The following is a 20,043-nucleotide window of genomic DNA, read 5'->3' on the forward strand; positions in this document are numbered from 1 at the left end:
GTCATTGATATGCCTGACACCGCCGAAACGCCAGAGCCGCAGGGCCAGGTCGCCGATGCCTACAAGGGCAACTGGGTCGACCGCGAGGCACCCGATTGGGCGCGGCCCTATCTGCGGCTGTCGCGCGCGGACCGTCCGATCGGGACGTGGCTCTTGCTGCTGCCCTGCTGGTGGGGCGTGGCGCTGGCCGCGGCCGGCACGGGGTTCCGCTGGATCGACATCTGGATCGTGCTCGGCACCGGGATCGGCGCGTGGCTGATGCGGGGGGCGGGCTGCACCTGGAACGACATCACCGACCGCGAGATCGACGCGGGCGTGGCGCGCACCCGGTCGCGGCCGATTCCCTCGGGGCAGGTGTCGGTGACGAACGCGGTCGTCTGGATGGTGCTGCAATCGCTGACCGCGTTCCTGATCCTCATCACCTTCAACGGGGCTGCCATCGCCATGGGCGTGGCCTCGCTGGGGCTTGTCGCGATCTATCCCTTCGCCAAGCGGTTCACCTACTGGCCGCAGATCTTCCTTGGGCTCGCGTTCAACTGGGGCGCGCTTCTGGCCTGGGTCGCGCATACCGGCTCGCTGGGCTGGCCGGCGGTGTTCCTCTATGCCGCGGGCATCTGCTGGACGATCTTCTACGACACGATCTACGCCCACCAGGACAAGGAGGACGACGCCCTGATCGGGGTGAAGTCCACCGCCCTGCTGTTCGGCGACCAGACCGCGCTGCGCCTGCAGCAGTTCCTGGTCGCGAGCCTGATCCTGATGGCGCTCGCGGCGCTGGGTGCGATCGGCCCGGCCGAGAACCGGACCGCCGTCATCGTGGCGCTGATGGGGGTGGCGGGCTTCGGCGCGCATCTCTACTGGCAGTTGCGCCAGCTCGATATCGACGACGGCGACACCTGTCTTGCATTGTTCCGCGCGAACCGCGATGCCGGGCTCATTCCGGTGCTGTTCTTCGGCCTCGCGGTCCTGGCATGATGGCGCAGCGCCCGTGCCCGCCCAGAGAGGAACGTCCCGTGACCCCGACCGCCGGGAGACGCGCATGACCCACCTGGCCTATCGCCTGCTGACGCCCGCCGTGATCGCGCTGGCCGCCGGGCTTTGCCTGATCGCGGCGCTGGCGGCGGTGGACCTGCTGGAGTCGCGCACCGGCAAGGCGGTGCGCACCGCGCTTGCCGAGGCGGGGATCGACTGGGCCACCGCGGAGGCCGACGGCATGCTGGTGCATCTCGCCGGCACCGCCCCCGACGAGGCGGCGCGGTTCCACGCGCTTTCGGCGGCCGGGGCGGTGGTCGACGCGGCCCATGTGCTCGACGGGATCGAGGTCGAGCCGCCCAACGCGCTGTCCCCGCCCGAGTTCGGGGTGGAGCTGCTGCGCAACGACGGCGGCATCTCGGTCATCGGGCTGCTGCCCGAGGCCACCGACCGCGACGCGCTGGCCCGCACCCTGTCGCGCATCGCCGGGCGTAAGACCGTCACCGACATGCTGGACAGCGCCAGTCACCCGGCCCCGGACGGGTGGGAAGCCGCGCTCGACTTCGGGCTGGAGGCGCTCGAACGTCTGGAGAGCGCCAAGGTCTCGATCGCGCCCGGCCGCGTGGCGATCAACGCGATCTCGGACAGCGCGGCCCGGAAGGCGCGGCTGGAACGCGATCTTGCCGCCGCGGCGCCCGAGGGGCTGGAACTCGCCCTCGACATTTCCGCGCCCCGGCCGATGATCGCGCCGTTCACCCTGCGCTTCCTGCTGGACGACGGCGGCGCCCGTTTCGACGCCTGCGCCACCGACAGCGCGGTCGCGACCGAGGCGATTCTCGACGCCGCCCGGCAGGTCGGCTATGTCGGCACGCCCGACTGCCTGCTGGGCCTCGGCGTGCCCGATCCGGGCTGGGGGCAGGCGGTGGCCGAGGGGATCGCGGCGCTCGGCCGGATCGGCGGCGGGGCGCTGACCTTCTCGGACGGCGACGTGACGCTGGTGGCCCGGACCGGCAGCGACCGGGCGCGGTTCGACAAGGCCGTCGCCGATTTCGAGGCCGCGCTGCCGGCGCCGTTCGACCTGCACGCGGTCCTTGCCGAACCGGTCAAGGTGGATGGAAGCGGCGGCGAGGACGGTCCCGCCGAGTTCGTCGCCACCCTCAGCCCCGAGGGCCTGGTCCAGTTGCGCGGTCGGGTGCCCGACGCGCTGGCGCTGGCGGCGGCCGAAAGCTATGCGCGGTCGCGCTTCGGCCGCGAGCGCATCCACGCGGCGATGCGCATCGACCCGGCATTGCCCGAGGGCTGGCCGCTGCGCATGCTGGCCGGGCTCGAGGCGCTTTCGCAGCTGCGCAACGGGTCGGTGATCGTGCAGGCCGGCTTCGTGAAACTCAGCGGGCTCACGATGGACGACACCGCGAAGGCGCGAATCGCGCGCACGCTTTCGGACCGGCTGGGGGACGCGCAGGATTTCCAGCTGGAGATCACCTATCGGGCGCCGCCGGCGGTGCCCGACAACCGGCCCTCGCCCGCGCAATGCGTGGCCCGGATCGGCGAGATCCTCGCCAAGGAGAAGATCACCTTCGCGCCCGGCTCGACGGACATCGAGGGGTCGGCGGTGCGGGTGGTCGACCGGATCGCCGACGTGCTGCGCGGCTGCCCCGGCGCACGGATCGAGATCGGCGGGCACACCGACAGCCAGGGCGGCGAGGAAATGAACGCCTCGCTCAGCCAGCGCCGGGCAGAGGCGGTGCTGACCGCGCTGATGGCGCGGCGCGTGCTGACCTCGAACCTGACCGCGAAAGGGTATGGCGAAAGCCGGCCGATCGCGGATAACGGAACCGAGGACGGCCGCGAGGCGAACCGACGGATCGAGTTCCGCCTGATCCCGGCGGAGGATACGGACGCAAGCGAACAACCCGATCAAGACACCGCGACGGCGGGCGACGGAGGAGAGGATGGACAGGACTGAGTTCGTGATCGTTACGGCGCTGGTGTTGTTCGCGGCGTTCCTCCTGGGATGGGCCGCCTCCTGGCTGGTGGGGCGCCTGACGCGCGTGACGCACGAGAACATGGACGATCTCGACCACATGGCGCATGCCCTGCACGAGGCCGAGGAAAGCCGCGACCAGGCGATCGCCTATCTGCATCAGCGCGAAGCCGAGCTGACCAACCGTCTCAGCCAGTCCGAGGCGGAACTGCGCGCGGCGATGGACGGGCTGAGGGACGCGCGCCACGAGGCCGACGAACTGCGCGCCTATGTCGAACGGATCAGCGCGGACTAGCGCCTGACGCCGCGACGGTCGGCCCGCCGCCTGCGGCCTCACCAGCGGCCCAGCGCGGCCTCGTCCTCGTCCTTCGCCGCCACCCAGGCCGCGCCGTCGGCGCCGTATTCCTTCTTCCAGAACGGCGCCCGGGATTTCAGGAAGTCCATCAGGAACTCGGCCGCGGCAAAGGCATCGGCGCGATGCGGCGCGGCGGTGGCGACCATCATGATCGTCTCGCCCGGCCGCATCGGGCCGACGCGGTGGATCACGAGACAGTCCTTCAAGGCCCAGCGCGCGACGGCCTCGGACGCGATCTTCGCGAGCGCCGCCTCGGTCATGCCCGGATAGTGTTCCAGCTCCATCCGGTCGAGCCCGCCATCGTCGCGCACCCGCCCCGCGAAGGTCACCACCGCGCCCACGTCGGGGCGCCCGGCGGCGAAGCTCGCGCATTCCGCGCCGAAATCGAACGGCTCGGCCTGGACGCGCACCCGCACCGGTCAGCCCCCCGTCATCGGCGGGAAGAACGCCACCTCGCGCACGCCGGCCAGCGGCGCGTCGAATTCGGCCAGGTCCTGGTCCACCGCGACGCGCAGCGCCGAAAGGTCGGCGAAGGCCGCGGCATACCGCTCCTCCCGCGCCTTCAACTCCTCGACGAGCTCCGCGACCGTGGCGGCGGAGGTCTCGACCCGTTCCTTCGGCAGGCCGATCCGTTCGCGGACCCAGGCGAAATACAGCACGTCGATCATTTGCCCGTCTCCTCCCGCAGATGGGGCCAGGCCTTGAGAAAATACTCCGTTCCGGTCACGAAGGTCAGCCCCGCGGCAAGCAGCAGCAGCCCCGTGCCCAGCACCTCCACCGCCGCGGAGGCGAAGAGGCCATGGGCGAGCAGCACGGTCAGCGCCACCATCTGCACCGTGGTCTTCCACTTGGCGAGCCTGGTCACCTGAAGCTGGCGCGCGCTCGCGCCCAGGAATTCCCGCAGCCCCGAGACGAACACCTCGCGGAACACGATGACGCCGGCGGCGAGGGTGATCCAGAGCGGCATCCCGAACTGCGCCACCACCACCAGCAGCGCCACCAGCACCATGGCCTTGTCGGCAATCGGGTCGACCATCGCGCCGAAGCGGCTGGTCTGGTTCCAGGCGCGCGCGATGTAGCCGTCCACCCAGTCGGTGATCGAGGCGCCGACGAAGACCAGCACCGCGACGAGGTCGGCGGTCGGGCTGTCCCAGACGAAGTAGATCAGCGGGAACAGCAGCGCGGCGAACAGGCGCAGCACCGAGAGGATGTTGGGCAGGGTCCATGTCATGCCCCGCTCCTTACCGCGTCAGCCGCGCTCATGGAAGAAGGCGTGGATCTTCTCGGCCAGGCTGTCGGAAATGCCGTCCACGGCCTTGAGGTCGGCCAGCCCCGCCCGGCTGACCGCCTTGGCGCTGCCGAAATGGGTGAGCAGCGCGCGCTTGCGGGTAGCACCCACGCCGGGGATTTCGTCCAGCGGCGTCGCGCCCACGGCCTTGGACCGCTTCTGGCGATGCGCGCCGATGGCGAAGCGGTGCGCCTCGTCGCGCAGGCGCTGGGTGAAATACAGCACCGGGTCGTTGCGCTTCAGCGCGAAGGGGCGCTGGCCGGGGCGGTGGAACTCCTCTTTCCCGGCGTCGCGGTCGATGCCCTTGGCGACGCCGACCACGGGGATGTCCTCGACGCCCAGATCGCCGAGGATACCCGCCACCGCCGCGACCTGTCCGGCGCCGCCGTCGATCAGCAGCAGGTCCGGCCAGGTTTCGCCCTCGCGGTCGGGGTCTTCCTTCAGCAGACGCTGGAAGCGGCGGGTGAGAACCTCCTTCATCATGCCGAAATCGTCACCCGGCGTCAGGCTGTCGCCGCGGATGTTGAACTTGCGATACTGGCTTTTGACAAAGCCCTCGGGGCCGGCCACGACCATCGCGCCCACCGCGTTGGTGCCCTGAATGTGGGAGTTGTCGTAGATCTCGATCCGCTTCGGCGGCGCGTCGAGGTCGAACGCCTCGGCCAGCCCGGCGAGCAGCTTGCCCTGGGCGGCGCTTTCGGCCAGCCGGCGGCCCAGGCTTTCGCGGGCGTTGCGGGCGGCGCCGGCGACGAGGTCGGCCTTTTCGCCGCGCTGGGGCATCGCGATCTGGACCTTGCGGCCCGCGCGCTCCGACAGGGCCTCCTGCATCAGCGCCCGGTCCTCGATGTCGTGGGACAGCAGGATCAGCCGGGGCGGCTCCTTGTTCTCGTAGAACTGGCCGAGGAAGCCGCGCAGAACCTCGGCCGCATCGGCGCCCGAGCCGGTTTTCGGATAGTAGTCGCGGTTGCCCCAGTTCTGGTTCGCGCGGATGAAGAACACCTGCACGCAGGCCTGCCCGCCCTCCATGTGGAGCGCGACGACGTCGGCCTCGGCCACGCCGCGGGGGTTGATGCCCTGTACCGACTGCACCTGCGTCAGCGCGCGAATGCGGTCGCGCAGCGCGGCGGCGCGCTCGAATTCCAGCGCCTCGGCGGCGGCCTCCATCTCGGCGGCCAGCGCCTCCTGCACACCGGTGGATTTGCCCTGCAGGAAGCGTTCGGCGTCGCGCACCGAAGCCGCGTACGCCTCTTCGGAGATGCGCCCGACGCAGGGGCCGGAACAGCGCTTGATCTGGTAAAGCAGACAGGGCCGCGTCCGGCTTTCGAACATCGAATCCGAGCAGTTCCTGAGCAGGAACACCTTCTGCAGCTGGTTCAGCGTGCGGTTGACCGCGCCCGCCGACGCGAAGGGGCCGAAATAGGCGCCCTTCTCGGTCTTGGCGCCGCGATGTTTCCGGATCTGGGGGAAGGGATGATCCTTGGGGATCAGGATGTTCGGGAAGCTCTTGTCGTCGCGCAGCAGCACGTTGTAGCGCGGCTTGAGCTGCTTGATGAGGTTCTGCTCCAGCAGGAGCGCCTCGGTCTCGGTGCGCGTGCTGAGGAACATCATCGAAGCGGTCTCGCGGATCATCCGCGCGATCCGCGCCGAATGGCCCGAGGGCTTGGCGTAGTTCGCCACCCGCTTCTTCAGGTTCCGCGCCTTGCCGACGTAAAGGACCCGGCTCTCGGCATCGAGCATCCGGTAGACGCCGGGGGAGTTGTCCAGCGTCGGCAGGTAGGACTGGATGCAGGCATGTCCCGTGGGCCGGGCGTCCACGTCGGGGTCGGTCGTCGGTGCGGTCATGTCAGGCAGATCGTGATTCCTCGCCTTGGCTGCAACGCAAAATGACTTGTATCAAGACAAAACATGTCCACGAAATCTGTGGATAAGTCTGCGCATAAGCTTGGGGCGTCGCGAAATTTTAATTGTTTTCCGCCCCGTTCAATGGTTTGCTCAATTTTTAGGCGACATATCATGCCATTGATTTACAAGGATTATTTCTTGCGCCCGGACAAATCTCTGAAATTCCTAAAGAATTCGTGAAGATAATATGACCCTCCGACGGGCGGTGGAAAAGTTAACGGACGCGGCGAGCGCGGGACGCCTACTCCACCCCGAGCACGTCAGGGGTTTGCCAGGCCAGGTGCTGCCCGCCATCGACGCAGATCAGCTGCCCGGTAACCCCCGGCGCGGCGAGGAAATAATCGAGCGCCGCACAGATCTCGTCGGGGCTTCCGCCGCGCCCGAGGATCGTCGCGGCGCGCTGCCGGGCGAAGTGATCCTCGCTCTGCCGGCCGCCGCGCAGCGTCGGCCCCGGACCGATCGCGTTGACCCGGATCGCCGGGGCCAGCGCCTGGGCCGCCGTGCGGGTAAAGGCCCAAAGGCCCATCTTCGCCAGCGTGTAGGTCATGAACTCGGGCGTCGGCTTCAGCACCCGCTGGTCGATCATGTTGACGACGAGCCCGGAGGCGCAGGGCTCGCCCGCTTCGCAAACCCCATGCTCGGGGGCCTGGTGCGCGAATGCCTGCGTCAGCAGGAACGGGGCGCGCAGGTTCGACCCGATGTGTCGGTCCCAGCTTTCGCGCGTCGCGGTGTGGATCGTGTCGTGTTCGAAGATCGAGGCGTTGTTGACCAGCACGGTCAGCGGCCCGCCCAGCGCCTCGGCCGCGCGGCCGACCAGCGCGCCGGCCTCCGTTTCGTCCAGCAGGTCGGCCTGCAGCGTGGCGGCCCGGCGGCCCAGCGCGCGAATTTCGGCGGCGGTCTCTTCGGCCGCCTCGGCGCTGCCGGCGTAATGCACCGCCACGTCGACGCCGCGCTCGGCCAGGTGAAGCGCCATCGACCGGCCCAGGCGCCTGGCCCCTCCGGTCACGAGTGCCCGTTCCGTCATGTCAGCACCATCAGGATGTAAAGAGCGTACAAGCCGAGGAAAACGGCGCCCCAGGCGCGGCCCAGCCCCCACTTCAGGAAGATGAAGGGCACCAGCAGGACCGAAGCCCCCAGCATCACCCACAGGTCGAACCGCAGCATTTCGGCCGGCACGGGGATATCGCCGACCAGGCTTGCCAAGCCGATGATCGCGAGCAGGTTGAACATGTTCGACCCGATCACGTTGCCCATCGCCACATCCGCCTGCCGGCGCAGCGCCGCCATGACCGTGGTTGCCAGCTCGGGAAGCGAGGTGCCGAGGGCCACCAGCGTGAGGCCGATCACCGTCTCGGACACGCCCAGGGTGCGGGCGATGTTCATGGAACTGTCGACCAGCAGATCGGCGCCCAGGGGCAGGCCCAGCAGGCCGAGCGCCAGGAACACCAGGATCTTGGGCCAGCCGAGGCTGGGGTCGGCGCCTTCGATCTCGTCGATCTCCGGCTCGGCGGGCGCGTCCGGGGCCGCGCCTGCGCCCGGATCAGGCGTTGGCCCTGCCAGCACGGCGTTGTCGCGGCGGTAGTTACGGGCCGACAGGAAGGCGTCGGCCAGCACGACGGTCAGCACCGCCAAGAGCGCGAGCCCATGGACCCAGGTCAATGGCCCGACGAGGCACAACGAGAGGAAGAACAGGCTGGCCGCCAGCATCAGGGTGTAGGTGCGGCGCGTGTCGCATTCGTGGGTGCTGAGCCCCGTCATCAGCGCCGGCACGCCCAGAACGAGCAGCACGTTGGCCGTGTTCGACCCCACGACATTGCCCAACGCGATGCCCGGCGCGTTCTCGAGCACCGCCTTGACGGAGATCAGGAGTTCCGGCGCCGACGTGCCGAAGGCCACGATGGTCAGGCTGACGATCAGCGCCGGCACGCCGAGCCGGAGCGAGAGGTTGACCGCGCCCCGCACCAGGCTGTCGCCGGCCAGAAGCAGGATCGTGAGCCCGAGCGCGGCATAGAGCAGATCGACGATCACGTGGCGTCAGCCCTTTCCGCAGGGGCAGGGCCCGCTGCCGATCCGGTGCCGTCCGCAATGGAGGCATTTCGCTGGCCGCGCCCGGCCCAGCGAGAGACGCCCCGCCCGGGGGCGCGGCAGGCGCAGGCGGCCGAACATGGCGAGCACCGCCATGCCGACCAGGAACAGGGACACGATCTTGACTATCATCGCTCAGAGCCCGTAACGCGCCCAGAGCGCGCGTGCTTCGACTTCCTCGGCGATCGCCGCAACCGAGGGCGCGCCGAGCCGCGTCCACAGCCCCCGGCGCGGCGTGTGCAGCGCGAATCTCACCTTGTCGCCGAATCGTTCCTTCATCTTCGGCACAAGGTGTCCGATGCCGTCGGCCAGGCCGAGCTTGACCGCCTCGTCACCGGCCCAGACATCCCCGGTGAACAGGTTCGTGTCGGTGGCGAGCTTCGCGCCGCGGCGCGCGCGCACATGCGCCTTGAACGCCTCGTGAATCGGGGTCTGAAGCTGCATCAGCCGCTCCACGTCCTCCGATTTCTCCGGCTGGAACGGGTCGAGAAAGCTCTTGCTCTCGCCCGCGGTGTGCACCCGCCGCTCCACGCCGTAGCGGGCGATCAGCTCGGGAAAACCGAAGCCCGCGTAGATCACCCCGATGGAGCCGAGGAGCGAGGCGCGGTCGGCCCAGATCTCGTCCGCCGCGCAGGCGAGCCAGTAGCCGCCCGAGGCGGCCACATCCTCGACGAAGGCATAGACCGGCAGCTCGTGCTCCTGCGCCAGCCGGCGGATCCGGGCGGCGATCAGCGCGCTTTGCACGGGCGACCCGCCGGGCGAGTTGATCGCGAGCGCCACCGCCCTGGGCCGGCCGCGCCGGAACGCCCGCTCGATCACCTGGGCAAGACCCGCGTCGGACAGGCTCGTGCCCCGCGGCGAGGCCGCGATGGGGCCGGAGAGACGGACCACCGACACAAGGGGGCCGGATTTCAGGAAGGGGAGCCAACGTTGCATGGCCTCGCATGTAGGCCGGGCGAAAGCCCCGAACAAGGCGGCAGTTCAAATGGCCCGCACCTGTTGCGCCATCGCCGCCCGCGCTCCCGGCGGCGCCGGTCGCCCAAGCGCGGCGGCCGCACGCGGTCAGACATCCTTTTGCGCGGTATCGAGGTAGCGGCAGGTCCAGCGCGAAATCGTCCAGTCCGGATGCGTCCGCACCCAGCGGGCCAACTCGGGCTGGGCGCCCATCGTGCAGGTCATGGGCGAGATCTCGGTGAAGATCAGGCTGCGTTCCTCGCAGAGGCCGGGGGCGGTCTGGGCCGCGCTGAAACAGGCGATGAAGACGAGTTCGATCATGGGGGACCTCGCTGGTCAGCTCCTGCCGCAAGGTTGGCAGGAAACCCTTCGCGAAGCGTTGACGCACCGCCGGGCGGACGCAATGCTGCGCTGCGGCGCGATGAATGCTGCAGACGCAAATCCGACATTTGAGCAGTCCTTGCGGCATCTGCCCTGTTTCCGGGCAATCCCTGCCCGTCTCTAGCCGCGCCGCCGCATCAGGCCGCGCGCCGGGTCGTACCCGACGAGCGACAGCAGGAAGAAGACGACGAATCCTGCGCAGACCCAGAACAGCGCCCAGGGGTTGAAGCTGCCATAGAGCGAAAACCGGATCAGTTCGACCGCGTGGGTAAAGGGGTTCGCCGCGCAGATGTCGCGCAACAGGTCCGAGCTCTCGGCCATCTTCCACAGCGGGTAGAGCGCCGTGGACAGGAAGAACATCGGGAAGATCACGAAGTTCATCACGCCGGCGAAATTCTCCAGTTGCTTGACCGTCGAGGAGATCAGCAAGCCCAGCGCGCCCAGCATCAGCCCCGAGAGCACCAGCGCCGGAAACACATAGAGATAGCCCAGGGGCGGCATGGCGATCCCGAAGAGGGCGGCGATCCCGAGGAAGGCGTAGACCTGCAACAGCGAAACCGCGACGCCGGCAAGCAGCTTGCAGAACAACAGCCACCAGCGCGGCTGCGGCGAGGTCAGCAAGAGCCGCATCGAACCCATTTCCTGATCGTAGACCAGCGCCAGCGAGGACTGCATCCCGTTGAACAGCTGGATCATCCCGCAAAGGCCGGGGACGATGTAGACCTCATAGGTGATGTAGGTCTGGTAGGGCGGGATAATCGACAGACCCAGCGCCGCGCGGAACCCCGCGGCGAAGACCACGAGCCAGACCAGCGGCCGCACCAGCGCCGAGAGAAAGCGCCCCCGCTGGTGCACGAACCGCAGAGCTTCGCGCGTGACGATGGCGGTCAGGGACGTCAGCCAGCCTTTCATGCCCGCGCCTCGTTGCCGCCGGTCATCTCGATGAAGGCGTCGATCAGCGGGCGGTTGCCCGCCACCTCGGCCGCCGTCGCCTGTTGCAGCACGCGGCCGCGATGCAGCACCACCACGTCATCCCCGGGCTCGATCTCGTCCACCAGATGCGTGGCCCAGAGCACGCTCAGCCCCTCGGCGGCCAGGTCGTGCACATGGTCGGTGATCGCGCGTCGCGCCGCGGTATCGAGGCCGACGGTCGGTTCGTCGAGCAGAAGCACCTCGGGGTCGTGGACCAGCGCACGCGCGATCTCCATCCGCCGCCGGTGCCCGCCGTTCAGCGCGCGCACCGTCTCGCCCGACCGTTCGCGCATGTTGAGCCTGTCGAGGGCGGCGGCGATCCGCCGCTCGGCATCGCGTCCCGACAGGCCATGCAGGGCCGCGAAATAGCGCATGTTGCGCATCACCGTCATGTCGAGGTCCAGCGTCGGCTGCTGAAAGACGATACCGATGCGGCTGAGCGCGTCGAGCGGCGCGCGCGCAATGTCGTGGCCGGCAACCTCGATGGTACCCTGCCGGGTCACCAGAAGCCGCGTGAGCAGGGAAAACAGGCTGGACTTGCCCGCGCCGTTCGGGCCGAGGAGTGCGCAGAACCGGCCACGCCCGAGGGTGAAGGACACGTCGTCCAGCGCCGTCTTCGCCCCATAACTGAGACTGACATGCGCAACGCGGATCGCGGGGCTTCCGGTCATCGGGACGCCTTCGCGCGGGGGGCGGACGGGCGCAGCGTGGCCGGGGTGCCTTCCAGCAGCAGGATGCGGTCGGCCAGCCGCTCGGCCTCCGCCCGCGCATGGGTGACGAAGAGCGTCGCCGGACGCGCCTCTGCGATCAGCGTTTCGGTGAGCGCCAGCATGGTCTCTGCCGTCTCCGCGTCGAGCGAGACGAAGGGTTCGTCCATGATAAGAAGCTCGGGCGGCCCGGCGAAGGCGCGGGCCAGCGCGAGGCGCCGCTGCTGGCCGAGCGAGAGCTGGCCGGGATAGGCGCGCGCCTTGTCGGCGATGCCGACGCGCGCCAGCATCTCGCGCGCTGCCGCCCGCGTCAGGCCGGGATGGACGATGCGCAGGTTGGCCAGCGCGCTCCGCCAGGGCAGGAGTGTCGGCTCCTGGAACACGAAGGCCAGCCGCTCGGGCCGCGCCACCTCGCCCTCGAAGTCCGGGTCGAGGCCCGCGACGATCCTCAGCAGCGTCGACTTGCCGATCCCCGAAGGCCCGAGCAGCGCGACGGTTTCGCCCGGCGCCACCTCGAAGGCGATGGGGCCGAGCACGGGCGTGGACCCGAAGGACTTACCGCGAACATCGACCCGGGTCATGCGTCGCGCCAGCGCCGCGCGCGCCGCTCCCAGGGCTGGAGGATCAGCCACTCGACGGCCAGCATCACCGCGATGAAGGACAGGGCATAGACCAGCACCATGCCCACCTCGAAGAGTTGGAAATAGAGGTGGATCTGGAACCCGATCCCGCTGGACCGGCCCAGGAACTCGACCACGAGGACGATCTTCCAGATCACCGCCACCCCGCCGCGCGCCGCCGCCGCGATGAAAGGCGCGAGTTGCGGCAGCAGCACATGGCGCAGCCGCGCCCGGCCACTCATACGGTAGACCCGCGCCATCGCGTCGAGATCGGGCGACAGCGCGCGCGCGCCCTCGCGGATCGTCACCGTCACGTTCGGCACCTTGTTCAGCGTCACCGCCGTGATCGCCGCGATCTCGTTCAGCCCGATCCAGAGGTAGCACAACACGATCAGCACCAGCGCGGGCAGGTTCAGGAACACCACCAGCCAGGGGTCGAGCCAGCGGTCGAGCCGCGGATTGCGCCCCATCGCGAAGCCCAGGATCAGCCCCAGCCCCATGGCCAGCGCAAAGGCCCAGGCGACGCGGATCAGCGTCTGGCCGAGGTGATACGGCAAGGCCCCCGCGCGCATCTCGGCAAGGAACGGGCCCACCAGGGCGAAGGGCTGCGGCAAGACCTGCGGATCGGCGGTCAACGCCGCCGCGACGACCCAGAGGCCCAGCAGGCCAAGCAGCGAAACCGCCGGGACGCCGAGCCGTGCGAGCATGCGCCGCGCTCACTCGACGTCGACGAACAGGCCCGCGGGCAAGGTCGTGGCCTGGCCCACCAGGTCCTCTCCGCCGAGTTCGGCCATCAGATTCAGGAACATGTCGGCGGCCTCGGGATCGACATTGCCCGCTTGCGGGATCCCGGCGCGCCAGGCGTCGCGCAGCCGCACGAACTCGGCATCGGACTTGGCGTTCATGATCGGGCGGATCGCCTCCCATGCCGCGTCGCTTTCCAGCAGCAGCGCCTTGGCATCGCGCGAAGCGGCGTAAAGCGCCTTGCCGATCCCCGGGTGCGCGTCGAGGAAGCCGTCCTTCAGCACGTAGCTGAGAAGCGGGGTCTCGGGGTCGAGCCCCAGCGCCTCGGACGCCGTGCCGACCGAGATCAGCTCGCGCATGCCGGCCGCCTGCATCTTGGCGAGGAAGTGCCAGAAATTGATCGCCCCGTCGGTCTCGCCCGAAAGCCCGGCCTTGAAGATCAGCGGCGGCGCGCCGAAGACCTGCTCGGTGCGGGCCTGAAGGTCGATGCCGTATTCGCGGCTGGCATAGGCGCGCAGGATCAGCCAGCTCTTGTCGAGCGGGCCGCCGGCGATGCCGATCTTGCCGCCATCCAGATCAGTCAGGTCTTCCGCGTCGCTGTCCTCGGGCACGACCAGCCCGCCCACAGCGGTGGAATAGGGAATCGCCACGTAGTCCTTGCCGGCGGCCCGCTGACGGGCGACCCAGATCCAGTCGGCGACCGCCATGTCGGCCTCGCCGCCCTCCAGCGCCACGCGGGTGCCGCCGTTGTCGGCATAGGGCTCCACCACGAGGTCGAACCCGTGGGCGATATCGAAGCCGTTTGCCTCGATGGTGGCGAGTTCCCAGTTCACGGTGCCGATCTTGAGCACCGCGGCCCGGAGTTTCGGCACGTCCTCGGCAAGTGCCGGCACTACGGCAAGCGCGAGCGCGGCAGCGCAGAGAGCGGTGCGAACGAGGGTCATGGCTGTGCCTCCTGCTGGTTTCGGGCCCGGCCCGGCCCGGAAGCTAGGCGCCGGGCGATATCTCCGGTCAACGGATTGCGAACTGGACGCGCTGGCTGTCCCCGGTGGAGCCGGGGATTTTCAACTCGACGGAGCCGGGCTTGATCGCGACGAAGGAAATCCGCGCCGCGCCGGCGGCGTCGAATTCCAGGCTGTCCACGGCCATCGGGCGGATCTCGATGTCGTTGATGACGATCTCGTTGATCCAGATGTTGCGGAAAAACCCGGGACCCGACAGCGCCAGCTCGGCCGAGCCGTCGGCGGTGATCTCCAGCTCGTAATAGGCGCCCGACTGCAGCTCGACGGGCTGGTCGCCCGAATGCAGCGGCTGGCCCGAGGCCAGCGTCAATTCGATCGGCGCGCCGCGGTTGCAACTGGCCAGAAGCCCGGCGAAACCCAGTTCGTCGCAGAGCGGCGCGGCGGCGGCGGGGCCCGCCATCAGCGCCGCGGCAAGCGCCAGTGAACATCTCATTCCGTTTCCTCCCTCGGTATCCGTTTTTCCTGCCGTCTCACTCCGGCGCCACGACCACGCCCCAGGGCTGCTGGCCGACCTGGACCGAGCGGATCGCCTTGCGGGCTTCGACGTCGATCACCGTGATGTCGTTGGAATTGCCGTTCGTCGTCAGCAGGTATTTCTCGTCAGGCGTGAACGCGAGTTGCCAGACCCGCTGGCCGACCATGATGTAGTCGACGACCTCGTGGCTTTCCTGGTCGATCACCGCCACCCGGTTGGCCGGCCCCAGCGCCACGAAGAGCCACTTGCCGTCCGAGGTCGCCTTGGCGCCCACCGGCTGCAGCCATTCCGGCAGCACGCCCGGCACCTCGAACTCGATCTTGTAGGACAGGCTCGGCGTGCCGTCCCCGGCGATGTCGATCACGCTGACCGTTCCGCCGATCTCGGCGGTCACGAAAAGCTTCTCGCCATCGGCCGTGTATTGCGCGTAGCGGGGGCGCTGGTCGACGAGGATATTGTGCTTGATCTCGAAATCCTCGGTCGAGATGAAATGCGCCATGTTCGTGGTCTCGGAGGTGTTGATGACCACCGAGGCGTCGGGGCTGATCGCCATCCCCTCGGGCTCCACCCCCACCGGCACCTCGGCCAGCACCTGGCGGGTTTCGGTATCGACCACCGTCACCAGGTTGTCGTCCTCGTTGGCGATGTAGAGCGGGTTGCCCGAATGATCGAGCACGAAGAGTTCCGGGTCGGGCCCCGAGGGCAGGGTGTAGAGTTCCTCGTAGGTCTCGGCGTCGAAGACCCGCACCGTGTCGTCGTCCGAGGCGCAGACATAGACCAGCGCGCCGTCCGGGCTCATGGTGATGCCGCGGGGACGGTTGCCGGCCGGAAACTCGTGGATCACCTCCCAGGTATCGCTGTCGATCACCGTGACCGTGTTGCCCTTCTCGTTGGACACGAAGACCTTGTTGGCCAGCGCGGGCGAGGCGAGAAGCGTGGTGGCCAGAAGAGCGATGCGCAGCATCTTGGACCTCATTCGAAAGCGTTGCAGTCGGACTCGGGCGCGTCGAGGCCCATCGTGTCGAGCGGCGAGCGCTGGTGCAGAAAGCCGTCCTGGGGAGAGACGCTTACGTTGATCCGGCCGTCGTAAAGCAGCACCGGCTGACGCAACTGGCCGTTCCAGGGGCGGAACGTCACCGGCACGCCCTTGAACGCCGCGAGTTCGAATTCCTCGCCCAGCACGTACTCCCTGATGGTCGCGGGGTCGGCCGACCCGGTGCGCGTCACCGCCTCGCCGATGACGCGCAGCGCAAGCCAGACCTGGTAGTCCTCGGGGCGGACATAGCGGCCCGTCAGCGCCTCGAAGCGGGTCTGGAACTGCGTCGCGCCCCAGGCCTCCAGCGTGGGATTGAAGGTGTTGGGGCGCAGCCCGGCCGAGCCCAGCACCGGGCGCGGTTCCCACAGGTGGAACGGCAGATAGGGCACGAAGACGTCGGAGGCGTCCGCGGCGATCACCACGTCGTGGTCGCGCGCATCCTGGGTGAAGACCGGCAATTGCCGCTGCACCAGGACATGGCCGGTATCGGTGCGGCGCGAGCCGCCGGTATCCTCGAACTCGCGTTCCTCGACGATCCGTGCGCCGAATTTCCGGGCCGCGGCGCGGTAGGCGTCGGCCAGCGCGCGGTCGGGCGGGTTCGACCCGTGGATCAGGAACCAGCGGTCCCAATTCTTCCAGATCGCGAACTGCGCCACCGCATCGGCCATCATCGCGTTGCTGGGCACCACATGCAGCAGGTTCGCCCGGCACGCCGCGTCGCGGAGCGCCGTTTCCTGCGCCGCTGCATTCAGCACCAGCACATCGGACCCGGCGCGGTCGGCCAGCCGGACCACGTCTTCGCCCCGGCCCAGAACGACGACCAGACCGAGACCGTCGGCAAGCATCTCGTCGAGCGCCGCATCGGCCGCCTCGGGCGGGGCCAGCGCCGTTTCAATGGCGTATGTGTGGCCGAGGAACCGCCCCGTGCTGGCGTTGTCCTCCTCGCCGAGCGCCGCCCCCGCGAAGCCGAGATCGTCGGGCACGATGTCGAACCGCGAAATCGGCGCGAGGCGGGGATAATCGATGCGGAGCACGCCGGCGCGCACCTCGACTGCCCATGCCGCGCCGGCACCGCTGGTCAAAGCCATCAGGCCCGCCAGAAGCAGGCCGTACACCCTTGGCATGCCAATCCTCCCCTGCGCCTCTTTCCGGGCGCCGGATCGATCCTGCCAGAACGCGGGCGCGAGGGGAAACATATACTTAAGGCGCATTGCGCAAAGCCGGGGCCGTACTAGGCTTGGACGATGTTGACGCATGTCCTGACCCGTTGCGCGGCGCTGGTCCTTGCGGGGATCATCGCTGGGCCGCTGGCGGCCCAACCGGCACTGGAGCCCGGGGCAGAGGTGGCCTTCCTGGGCCTGACCTTCATCGACACCTCCACCGAAGGCGCCTATTTCGGCGCGCGCGAGGACGAGCAGGCGCGCATCGGGCTGCTGGAGCGCGAAGTGCGCACGCGGTTCGAGGCCGAAGGCTTCGACCTGGTCGACCTCGCCCCGATCGCCGAGGAACTCGACCGCATCGTGAACCCGGCGGAGTGCTATGGCTGCGACGTGCGCATGGCGCAGAAGCTCGGCGCCGATTACGTTCTGGTCGGCGAAGTGCAGAAGGTGTCGAACCTGATCCTGTCGATGAACCTCGTGATGCGCGAGACGGACGAGGGCGCGATGGTGCGCGGCCTGTCAGTCGATATCCGCTCGAACAGCGACGAGTCCTGGTTGCGGGGCATGCGCTACATCCTGAAAAACCATTTCTTCAAGGAGTGAGGACAATGTCCCCTGCCCGTCTGCCGACAGCCGCCGCGTTGTGCCTGTCGGTCGTGATGCTCGCGGCGCCGGTTACGGCCGCCACCGCATGGGAGGATATCCGCGCAAGCCTTTACGGAGACCGGCCGATCACGGAGGCCGGCACGCATATCGCGGTCGAAAGCCCCTATCGGACCGGCAATGACGCCCGCACGCCCATCGGCATCCGTGTGACGGGGCCGAATGGCCGGCTGGTCGACCGGGTCAGCGTGATCCTCGACGAGAACCCGATGCCGGTCTCGGCGGTGCTCGACCTCGCCCGGCCAATGCCCTCGGTGTTCTTCGAGGTCACGCTGCGCTTCAACGGCCCGACGCCGCTGCACGTGGTGGCCGAAACCGCGGACGGACAACTTTACGTGACCGAGGCCTTCGTGAAGACCTCGGGCCAGGGAGCCTGCGCCGCCCCGCCGGGCACCGACCCCGACGCCGCCCTGGCAAGCCTCGGCGAGATGACCATCGAGATGCAGGCGCCGGCGTCGTCGGGGGATGCGGCGGCACGGCTGGGGGCGCTCGCGGGGCGGGAAGCCCGGGTCGACGTGAATATCAGCCATCCCAGCCATTCCGGCCTGCAGATGGACCAGATCTCGCTGTTGTTCATCCCGATGCGCTATGTCGAAACCCTCGACATCGACCTCGACGGCCAGCCCTATGCGCAGGTGACGGGCAGCATCTCTCTGAGCGAGAATCCGCGGATCGGCCTGTCGGCGCCCGGCGCGACGCGGTCGGTGGGGGTGACCATGACCGATACCGACGGCACCGTGACCCGGGCCGAACGCAGCTTGCCGGGTTACTGAGCGCCGGGTTCGTCCGGTTCGGCCTCCAGCCGCTCGACGGGGTAGTCGAAGAAGGTCCAGCCGTCGGTGCCCTCGGGGAACCAGTAGACTCCGGTGTAGCCGTCCTCGAGCGCGCGCTTGGCGGCGTTCCAGCTCATCCAGCAGTCGTCGAGGCAGAAGAACAGGACCGGATGCGCGGTGTCGCCGCCGGTCGCCTTGTCCAGTCCCGCGCGGAAATAGGCATGGGTCACTTCGGCGATGGCGCCGTAGCCCACGTTCGGCAGCCAGATCGCCCCCGGAATGGAATAGCGCGGCTTGTCGCGCCAGATCGTGCCTTCGGGCAGGTTGGCGGGCCGGGGGGCGCGCGGGTTCACGTCGATGAAGGCCACATCGCCGGTTTCCCAGAGCGCGTGCGCCTCTTCCGGCCCCACCACGGTGCCGCCCGCAAGCGTCTCGGGCACCGGGCTTCGGTAGTCCTCCATCCGATAGCCCTCCGGCTCGGCCACCTGGGCGGCGGCAGGCTGCGCCAGGGCGAGGAGCAGCGCGAGGCCCGCGCTCCGGGCCGTCATTGCCCGCTGTCGAGCACCGACGTCCCGAAATCTTCCAGAAGCGGCACGCCCGCCTCGCGCAGGATCGCGTTGATCTCGTCCTGGTTGCGTCGGATCAGCGAGTTGAGTTGGCGTTGCCAGACCTTCTCGCCCTGCCGGACGCCCATCGTGATGCGGTAGAACAGCCGCGGCGGCAATTCCTCGTGGATCAGCGGAATGACCTTGAACTCGGGGTAGCCCTCCTTGACCAGCGGCCCGCCGATCGGCCCCCAGAGCAGCGCACCGTCGATCTCGCCGGCCTTGAGGGACGCCAGCATGTCGGGACCGGGCGACTCGTAACGCCGGTCGACCATCAGGTGGTAGGGGCGCGCCTTCGCGACCAGCCCATGGCGGGCAATATGCGTCGCCGGCGGGCTGCCCGCGACGACACCGAGCGAACTGCCCTGGAGCGCCGGGTCGGACAGCGCCTCGACCCCGGCCAGCGGCCCGTCCTTCGGCACCACCAGCACATAGGCCGAGGTGAAATAGTGGTTGGTGTTCAGCACCAGCTCGTGGCCCTGGGCATAGCCCATCACCACGTCGCAGCGATTGGCGCGCAGGGTGTTGCGGATGAAGCCGGTCGCCATCGGATACCAGGTGTAGTCGACCGGAAGCTCCAGTTTGGCAGCGAAGAGTTCGGCCAGCCGGTTCTCGTAGCCGGTGCCGTCCTCGCTGGACATCGGATAGTTCGCGGGATCGGCGCAAACCCGGAACGCGGTCTGCGAGACCAGGTCCGAGGTTTGCGCCAGCCCGACACCCGCCTGGGAGGTCAGCAGGGCCGCGCCGATCGTCGCCGCGACGAGGCGTTTAGCCCCCCGCCATGCATGCATCTTCGAACTCGCGAATGGCATCGGCCTTGGCTTCCTTCTGGGCCGGGCGGCCGCGGGGCAACGCACCATCGCCGCGGGCCTCGAGATAGACATAGATGTCGTCGATGTAGCACATCACGTTCTTGTTCGTCCCGAAGGACGGCATCACGTTCTGATGCGAGGCGTCGACATTCTCGATGCCGTTGGAAACCGTGTAGACGAAATCGTAGTAGTCCATGCGCACGACCGCGTCCTTCAGCGGCGGCGCATAGGTCGACCCCATGCCGTCGGGCCCGTGACACACGTGGCATTCCGCGTGGTAGCGACGAAAACCGGAAAAGGTCAGCCAGTCGACGGTCCCGTCCTCGGCAATGAAATAGGTCGGCACGCCGTCGTCGTTGTAGTAGCGCCCTTCCTCCTTGTAGGCGGCCGGGCCGTCACCCGCGATTTCGCGGTTCTCCGTCGCGCCGCCGGCGCCGGCGACACCCGCGACCGCGCTGAAGACCAGCACGCGTGCAATACTCTTCATGGTTCCTCCCTGGACATCGTATCGGTCCCTTCTTGGGAATTGGCAC

At 68.7% G+C, this 20,043-nt stretch carries 25 protein-coding genes; 5 read left to right on the top strand and 20 right to left on the bottom strand.

Going from position 1 to position 20,043, the window contains the following annotated elements; genetic code table 11:
• Positions 1–9: 9 nt before the first annotated feature.
• The 3 genes from ubiA (at position 10) to BUR28_RS11660 (ending at position 3,251) form a co-directional block, all read left to right on the top strand.
• Positions 10–975 (top strand): 4-hydroxybenzoate octaprenyltransferase, encoded by a 966-nt coding sequence (ubiA, locus tag BUR28_RS11650; RefSeq protein ID WP_074221621.1) that lies wholly within the window; start codon positions 10–12, stop codon positions 973–975.
• Between the two features lie 64 nt (positions 976–1,039).
• Positions 1,040–2,938 carry an OmpA family protein gene (locus BUR28_RS11655; RefSeq protein WP_074220280.1) on the top strand — a complete coding sequence of 633 codons (1,899 nt, stop codon included), beginning with the start codon at positions 1,040–1,042 and terminating at the stop codon, positions 2,936–2,938.
• The gene (locus BUR28_RS11660) at positions 2,925–3,251 is read left to right on the top strand and encodes a hypothetical protein (protein WP_074220281.1); all 327 of its coding nucleotides are present in this window, start codon (positions 2,925–2,927) and stop codon (positions 3,249–3,251) included. Before BUR28_RS11655 ends, BUR28_RS11660 begins: the two co-directional genes overlap by 14 nt.
• 38 nt (positions 3,252–3,289) lie before the next feature.
• Here the strand turns inward: BUR28_RS11660 and BUR28_RS11665 are convergent, their stop codons facing one another.
• From BUR28_RS11665 to BUR28_RS11745, 17 genes are all read right to left on the bottom strand, one after another.
• Complete coding sequence (locus tag BUR28_RS11665; protein WP_074220282.1) at positions 3,290–3,727, bottom strand: molybdenum cofactor biosynthesis protein MoaE; 438 nt, start codon at positions 3,725–3,727, stop codon at positions 3,290–3,292.
• A 3-nt stretch (positions 3,728–3,730) separates the two neighbouring features.
• Positions 3,731–3,979 (bottom strand): molybdopterin converting factor subunit 1, encoded by a 249-nt coding sequence (gene moaD / locus BUR28_RS11670; RefSeq protein WP_139307563.1) that lies wholly within the window; start codon positions 3,977–3,979, stop codon positions 3,731–3,733.
• Entirely contained in the window at positions 3,976–4,542 is a 567-nt protein-coding gene (gene pgsA, locus BUR28_RS11675) for a CDP-diacylglycerol--glycerol-3-phosphate 3-phosphatidyltransferase (protein WP_074220283.1), read from the bottom strand. Before pgsA ends, moaD begins: the two co-directional genes overlap by 4 nt.
• Before the next feature lie 18 nt (positions 4,543–4,560).
• Positions 4,561–6,441 (bottom strand): excinuclease ABC subunit UvrC, encoded by a 1,881-nt coding sequence (uvrC, locus tag BUR28_RS11680; protein WP_074220284.1) that lies wholly within the window; start codon positions 6,439–6,441, stop codon positions 4,561–4,563.
• Between the two features lie 301 nt (positions 6,442–6,742).
• Positions 6,743–7,525: an SDR family oxidoreductase gene (locus BUR28_RS11685; RefSeq protein ID WP_074220285.1), complete on the bottom strand. Its 783-nt coding sequence runs from the start codon at positions 7,523–7,525 to the stop codon at positions 6,743–6,745.
• Positions 7,522–8,526, bottom strand: a complete 1,005-nt coding sequence (locus tag BUR28_RS11690; protein WP_074221623.1) for a calcium/sodium antiporter — start codon at positions 8,524–8,526, stop codon at positions 7,522–7,524. The genes BUR28_RS11685 and BUR28_RS11690 overlap by 4 nt, the downstream gene beginning before the upstream one ends.
• A gap of 9 nt (positions 8,527–8,535) precedes the next feature.
• Positions 8,536–8,718: a hypothetical protein gene (locus BUR28_RS11695; RefSeq protein WP_074220286.1), complete on the bottom strand. Its 183-nt coding sequence runs from the start codon at positions 8,716–8,718 to the stop codon at positions 8,536–8,538.
• A 3-nt stretch (positions 8,719–8,721) separates the two neighbouring features.
• On the bottom strand, positions 8,722–9,522 hold the full coding sequence (locus tag BUR28_RS11700) for a S49 family peptidase (protein ID WP_074220287.1): 801 nt from the start codon (positions 9,520–9,522) through the stop codon (positions 8,722–8,724).
• Between the two features lie 126 nt (positions 9,523–9,648).
• Entirely contained in the window at positions 9,649–9,861 is a 213-nt protein-coding gene (locus BUR28_RS11705; protein ID WP_074220288.1) for a hypothetical protein, read from the bottom strand.
• Positions 9,862–10,041: 180 nt separating this feature from the next.
• On the bottom strand, positions 10,042–10,833 hold the full coding sequence (locus BUR28_RS11710; RefSeq protein WP_074220289.1) for an ABC transporter permease: 792 nt from the start codon (positions 10,831–10,833) through the stop codon (positions 10,042–10,044).
• Positions 10,830–11,564: an ABC transporter ATP-binding protein gene (locus BUR28_RS11715; protein WP_074220290.1), complete on the bottom strand. Its 735-nt coding sequence runs from the start codon at positions 11,562–11,564 to the stop codon at positions 10,830–10,832. Before BUR28_RS11715 ends, BUR28_RS11710 begins: the two co-directional genes overlap by 4 nt.
• Positions 11,561–12,181 carry an ABC transporter ATP-binding protein gene (locus BUR28_RS11720; RefSeq protein WP_074220291.1) on the bottom strand — a complete coding sequence of 207 codons (621 nt, stop codon included), beginning with the start codon at positions 12,179–12,181 and terminating at the stop codon, positions 11,561–11,563. The genes BUR28_RS11715 and BUR28_RS11720 overlap by 4 nt, the downstream gene beginning before the upstream one ends.
• The gene (locus BUR28_RS11725; RefSeq protein WP_074220292.1) at positions 12,178–12,927 is read right to left on the bottom strand and encodes an ABC transporter permease; all 750 of its coding nucleotides are present in this window, start codon (positions 12,925–12,927) and stop codon (positions 12,178–12,180) included. Before BUR28_RS11725 ends, BUR28_RS11720 begins: the two co-directional genes overlap by 4 nt.
• Positions 12,928–12,936: 9 nt before the next feature.
• Positions 12,937–13,908, bottom strand: coding sequence for an ABC transporter substrate-binding protein (locus BUR28_RS11730; RefSeq protein ID WP_074220293.1), 972 nt, complete (start codon positions 13,906–13,908; stop codon positions 12,937–12,939).
• A 67-nt stretch (positions 13,909–13,975) separates the two neighbouring features.
• Positions 13,976–14,419 (bottom strand): cupredoxin domain-containing protein, encoded by a 444-nt coding sequence (locus tag BUR28_RS11735; protein ID WP_074219394.1) that lies wholly within the window; start codon positions 14,417–14,419, stop codon positions 13,976–13,978.
• A 37-nt stretch (positions 14,420–14,456) separates the two neighbouring features.
• On the bottom strand, positions 14,457–15,425 hold the full coding sequence (locus BUR28_RS11740) for a YVTN family beta-propeller repeat protein (RefSeq protein WP_139307564.1): 969 nt from the start codon (positions 15,423–15,425) through the stop codon (positions 14,457–14,459).
• Between the two features lie 8 nt (positions 15,426–15,433).
• The gene (locus BUR28_RS11745; RefSeq protein ID WP_074220295.1) at positions 15,434–16,621 is read right to left on the bottom strand and encodes an ABC transporter substrate-binding protein; all 1,188 of its coding nucleotides are present in this window, start codon (positions 16,619–16,621) and stop codon (positions 15,434–15,436) included.
• Between the two features lie 120 nt (positions 16,622–16,741).
• Here BUR28_RS11745 and BUR28_RS11750 point away from each other — a divergent pair, with 120 nt between their 5' ends.
• Together BUR28_RS11750 and BUR28_RS11755 are read left to right on the top strand one after the other, a co-directional pair.
• Entirely contained in the window at positions 16,742–17,260 is a 519-nt protein-coding gene (locus tag BUR28_RS11750) for a DUF3280 domain-containing protein (RefSeq protein ID WP_083626614.1), read from the top strand.
• A 5-nt stretch (positions 17,261–17,265) separates the two neighbouring features.
• Complete coding sequence (locus BUR28_RS11755; RefSeq protein ID WP_074220296.1) at positions 17,266–18,093, top strand: quinoprotein dehydrogenase-associated SoxYZ-like carrier; 828 nt, start codon at positions 17,266–17,268, stop codon at positions 18,091–18,093.
• Here BUR28_RS11755 and BUR28_RS11760 read toward each other — a convergent pair.
• From BUR28_RS11760 to BUR28_RS11770, 3 genes are read right to left on the bottom strand one after another with little or no spacing between them, the layout of a single operon-like run.
• Complete coding sequence (locus BUR28_RS11760; RefSeq protein ID WP_074220297.1) at positions 18,087–18,641, bottom strand: PQQ-dependent catabolism-associated CXXCW motif protein; 555 nt, start codon at positions 18,639–18,641, stop codon at positions 18,087–18,089. The two genes, BUR28_RS11755 and BUR28_RS11760, sit on opposite strands and share 7 nt — an antisense overlap.
• Positions 18,638–19,489 (bottom strand): substrate-binding domain-containing protein, encoded by an 852-nt coding sequence (locus BUR28_RS11765; protein WP_074220298.1) that lies wholly within the window; start codon positions 19,487–19,489, stop codon positions 18,638–18,640. Before BUR28_RS11765 ends, BUR28_RS11760 begins: the two co-directional genes overlap by 4 nt.
• Entirely contained in the window at positions 19,467–19,997 is a 531-nt protein-coding gene (locus BUR28_RS11770; protein WP_074220299.1) for a c-type cytochrome, methanol metabolism-related, read from the bottom strand. The genes BUR28_RS11765 and BUR28_RS11770 overlap by 23 nt, the downstream gene beginning before the upstream one ends.
• Between the last annotated feature and the right edge of the window lie 46 nt (positions 19,998–20,043).

Origin of the sequence: Rhodovulum sp. ES.010 (assembly GCF_900142935.1) — a bacterium.
Classification (GTDB): domain Bacteria; phylum Pseudomonadota; class Alphaproteobacteria; order Rhodobacterales; family Rhodobacteraceae; genus Rhodovulum.

Coding starts and splice junctions, on each gene's coding strand:
- BUR28_RS11685 (WP_074220285.1), bottom strand. CDS start 7,525: ATGACGGAACGGGCACTCGTGACCGGAGGGGCCAGGCGCCTGGGCCGG.
- BUR28_RS11715 (WP_074220290.1), bottom strand. CDS start 11,564: ATGACCGGAAGCCCCGCGATCCGCGTTGCGCATGTCAGTCTCAGTTAT.
- ubiA (WP_074221621.1), top strand. CDS start 10: ATGCCTGACACCGCCGAAACGCCAGAGCCGCAGGGCCAGGTCGCCGAT.
- BUR28_RS11765 (WP_074220298.1), bottom strand. CDS start 19,489: ATGCATGCATGGCGGGGGGCTAAACGCCTCGTCGCGGCGACGATCGGC.
- BUR28_RS11760 (WP_074220297.1), bottom strand. CDS start 18,641: ATGACGGCCCGGAGCGCGGGCCTCGCGCTGCTCCTCGCCCTGGCGCAG.
- BUR28_RS11705 (WP_074220288.1), bottom strand. CDS start 9,861: ATGATCGAACTCGTCTTCATCGCCTGTTTCAGCGCGGCCCAGACCGCC.
- BUR28_RS11750 (WP_083626614.1), top strand. CDS start 16,742: ATGTTGACGCATGTCCTGACCCGTTGCGCGGCGCTGGTCCTTGCGGGG.
- BUR28_RS11735 (WP_074219394.1), bottom strand. CDS start 14,419: ATGAGATGTTCACTGGCGCTTGCCGCGGCGCTGATGGCGGGCCCCGCC.
- BUR28_RS11720 (WP_074220291.1), bottom strand. CDS start 12,181: ATGACCCGGGTCGATGTTCGCGGTAAGTCCTTCGGGTCCACGCCCGTG.
- BUR28_RS11745 (WP_074220295.1), bottom strand. CDS start 16,621: ATGCCAAGGGTGTACGGCCTGCTTCTGGCGGGCCTGATGGCTTTGACC.
- BUR28_RS11710 (WP_074220289.1), bottom strand. CDS start 10,833: ATGAAAGGCTGGCTGACGTCCCTGACCGCCATCGTCACGCGCGAAGCT.
- BUR28_RS11695 (WP_074220286.1), bottom strand. CDS start 8,718: ATGATAGTCAAGATCGTGTCCCTGTTCCTGGTCGGCATGGCGGTGCTC.
- BUR28_RS11755 (WP_074220296.1), top strand. CDS start 17,266: ATGTCCCCTGCCCGTCTGCCGACAGCCGCCGCGTTGTGCCTGTCGGTC.
- BUR28_RS11730 (WP_074220293.1), bottom strand. CDS start 13,908: ATGACCCTCGTTCGCACCGCTCTCTGCGCTGCCGCGCTCGCGCTTGCC.
- BUR28_RS11700 (WP_074220287.1), bottom strand. CDS start 9,522: ATGCAACGTTGGCTCCCCTTCCTGAAATCCGGCCCCCTTGTGTCGGTG.
- BUR28_RS11660 (WP_074220281.1), top strand. CDS start 2,925: ATGGACAGGACTGAGTTCGTGATCGTTACGGCGCTGGTGTTGTTCGCG.
- BUR28_RS11655 (WP_074220280.1), top strand. CDS start 1,040: ATGACCCACCTGGCCTATCGCCTGCTGACGCCCGCCGTGATCGCGCTG.
- pgsA (WP_074220283.1), bottom strand. CDS start 4,542: ATGACATGGACCCTGCCCAACATCCTCTCGGTGCTGCGCCTGTTCGCC.
- BUR28_RS11770 (WP_074220299.1), bottom strand. CDS start 19,997: ATGAAGAGTATTGCACGCGTGCTGGTCTTCAGCGCGGTCGCGGGTGTC.
- moaD (WP_139307563.1), bottom strand. CDS start 3,979: ATGATCGACGTGCTGTATTTCGCCTGGGTCCGCGAACGGATCGGCCTG.
- BUR28_RS11725 (WP_074220292.1), bottom strand. CDS start 12,927: ATGCTCGCACGGCTCGGCGTCCCGGCGGTTTCGCTGCTTGGCCTGCTG.
- BUR28_RS11740 (WP_139307564.1), bottom strand. CDS start 15,425: ATGCTGCGCATCGCTCTTCTGGCCACCACGCTTCTCGCCTCGCCCGCG.
- uvrC (WP_074220284.1), bottom strand. CDS start 6,441: ATGACCGCACCGACGACCGACCCCGACGTGGACGCCCGGCCCACGGGA.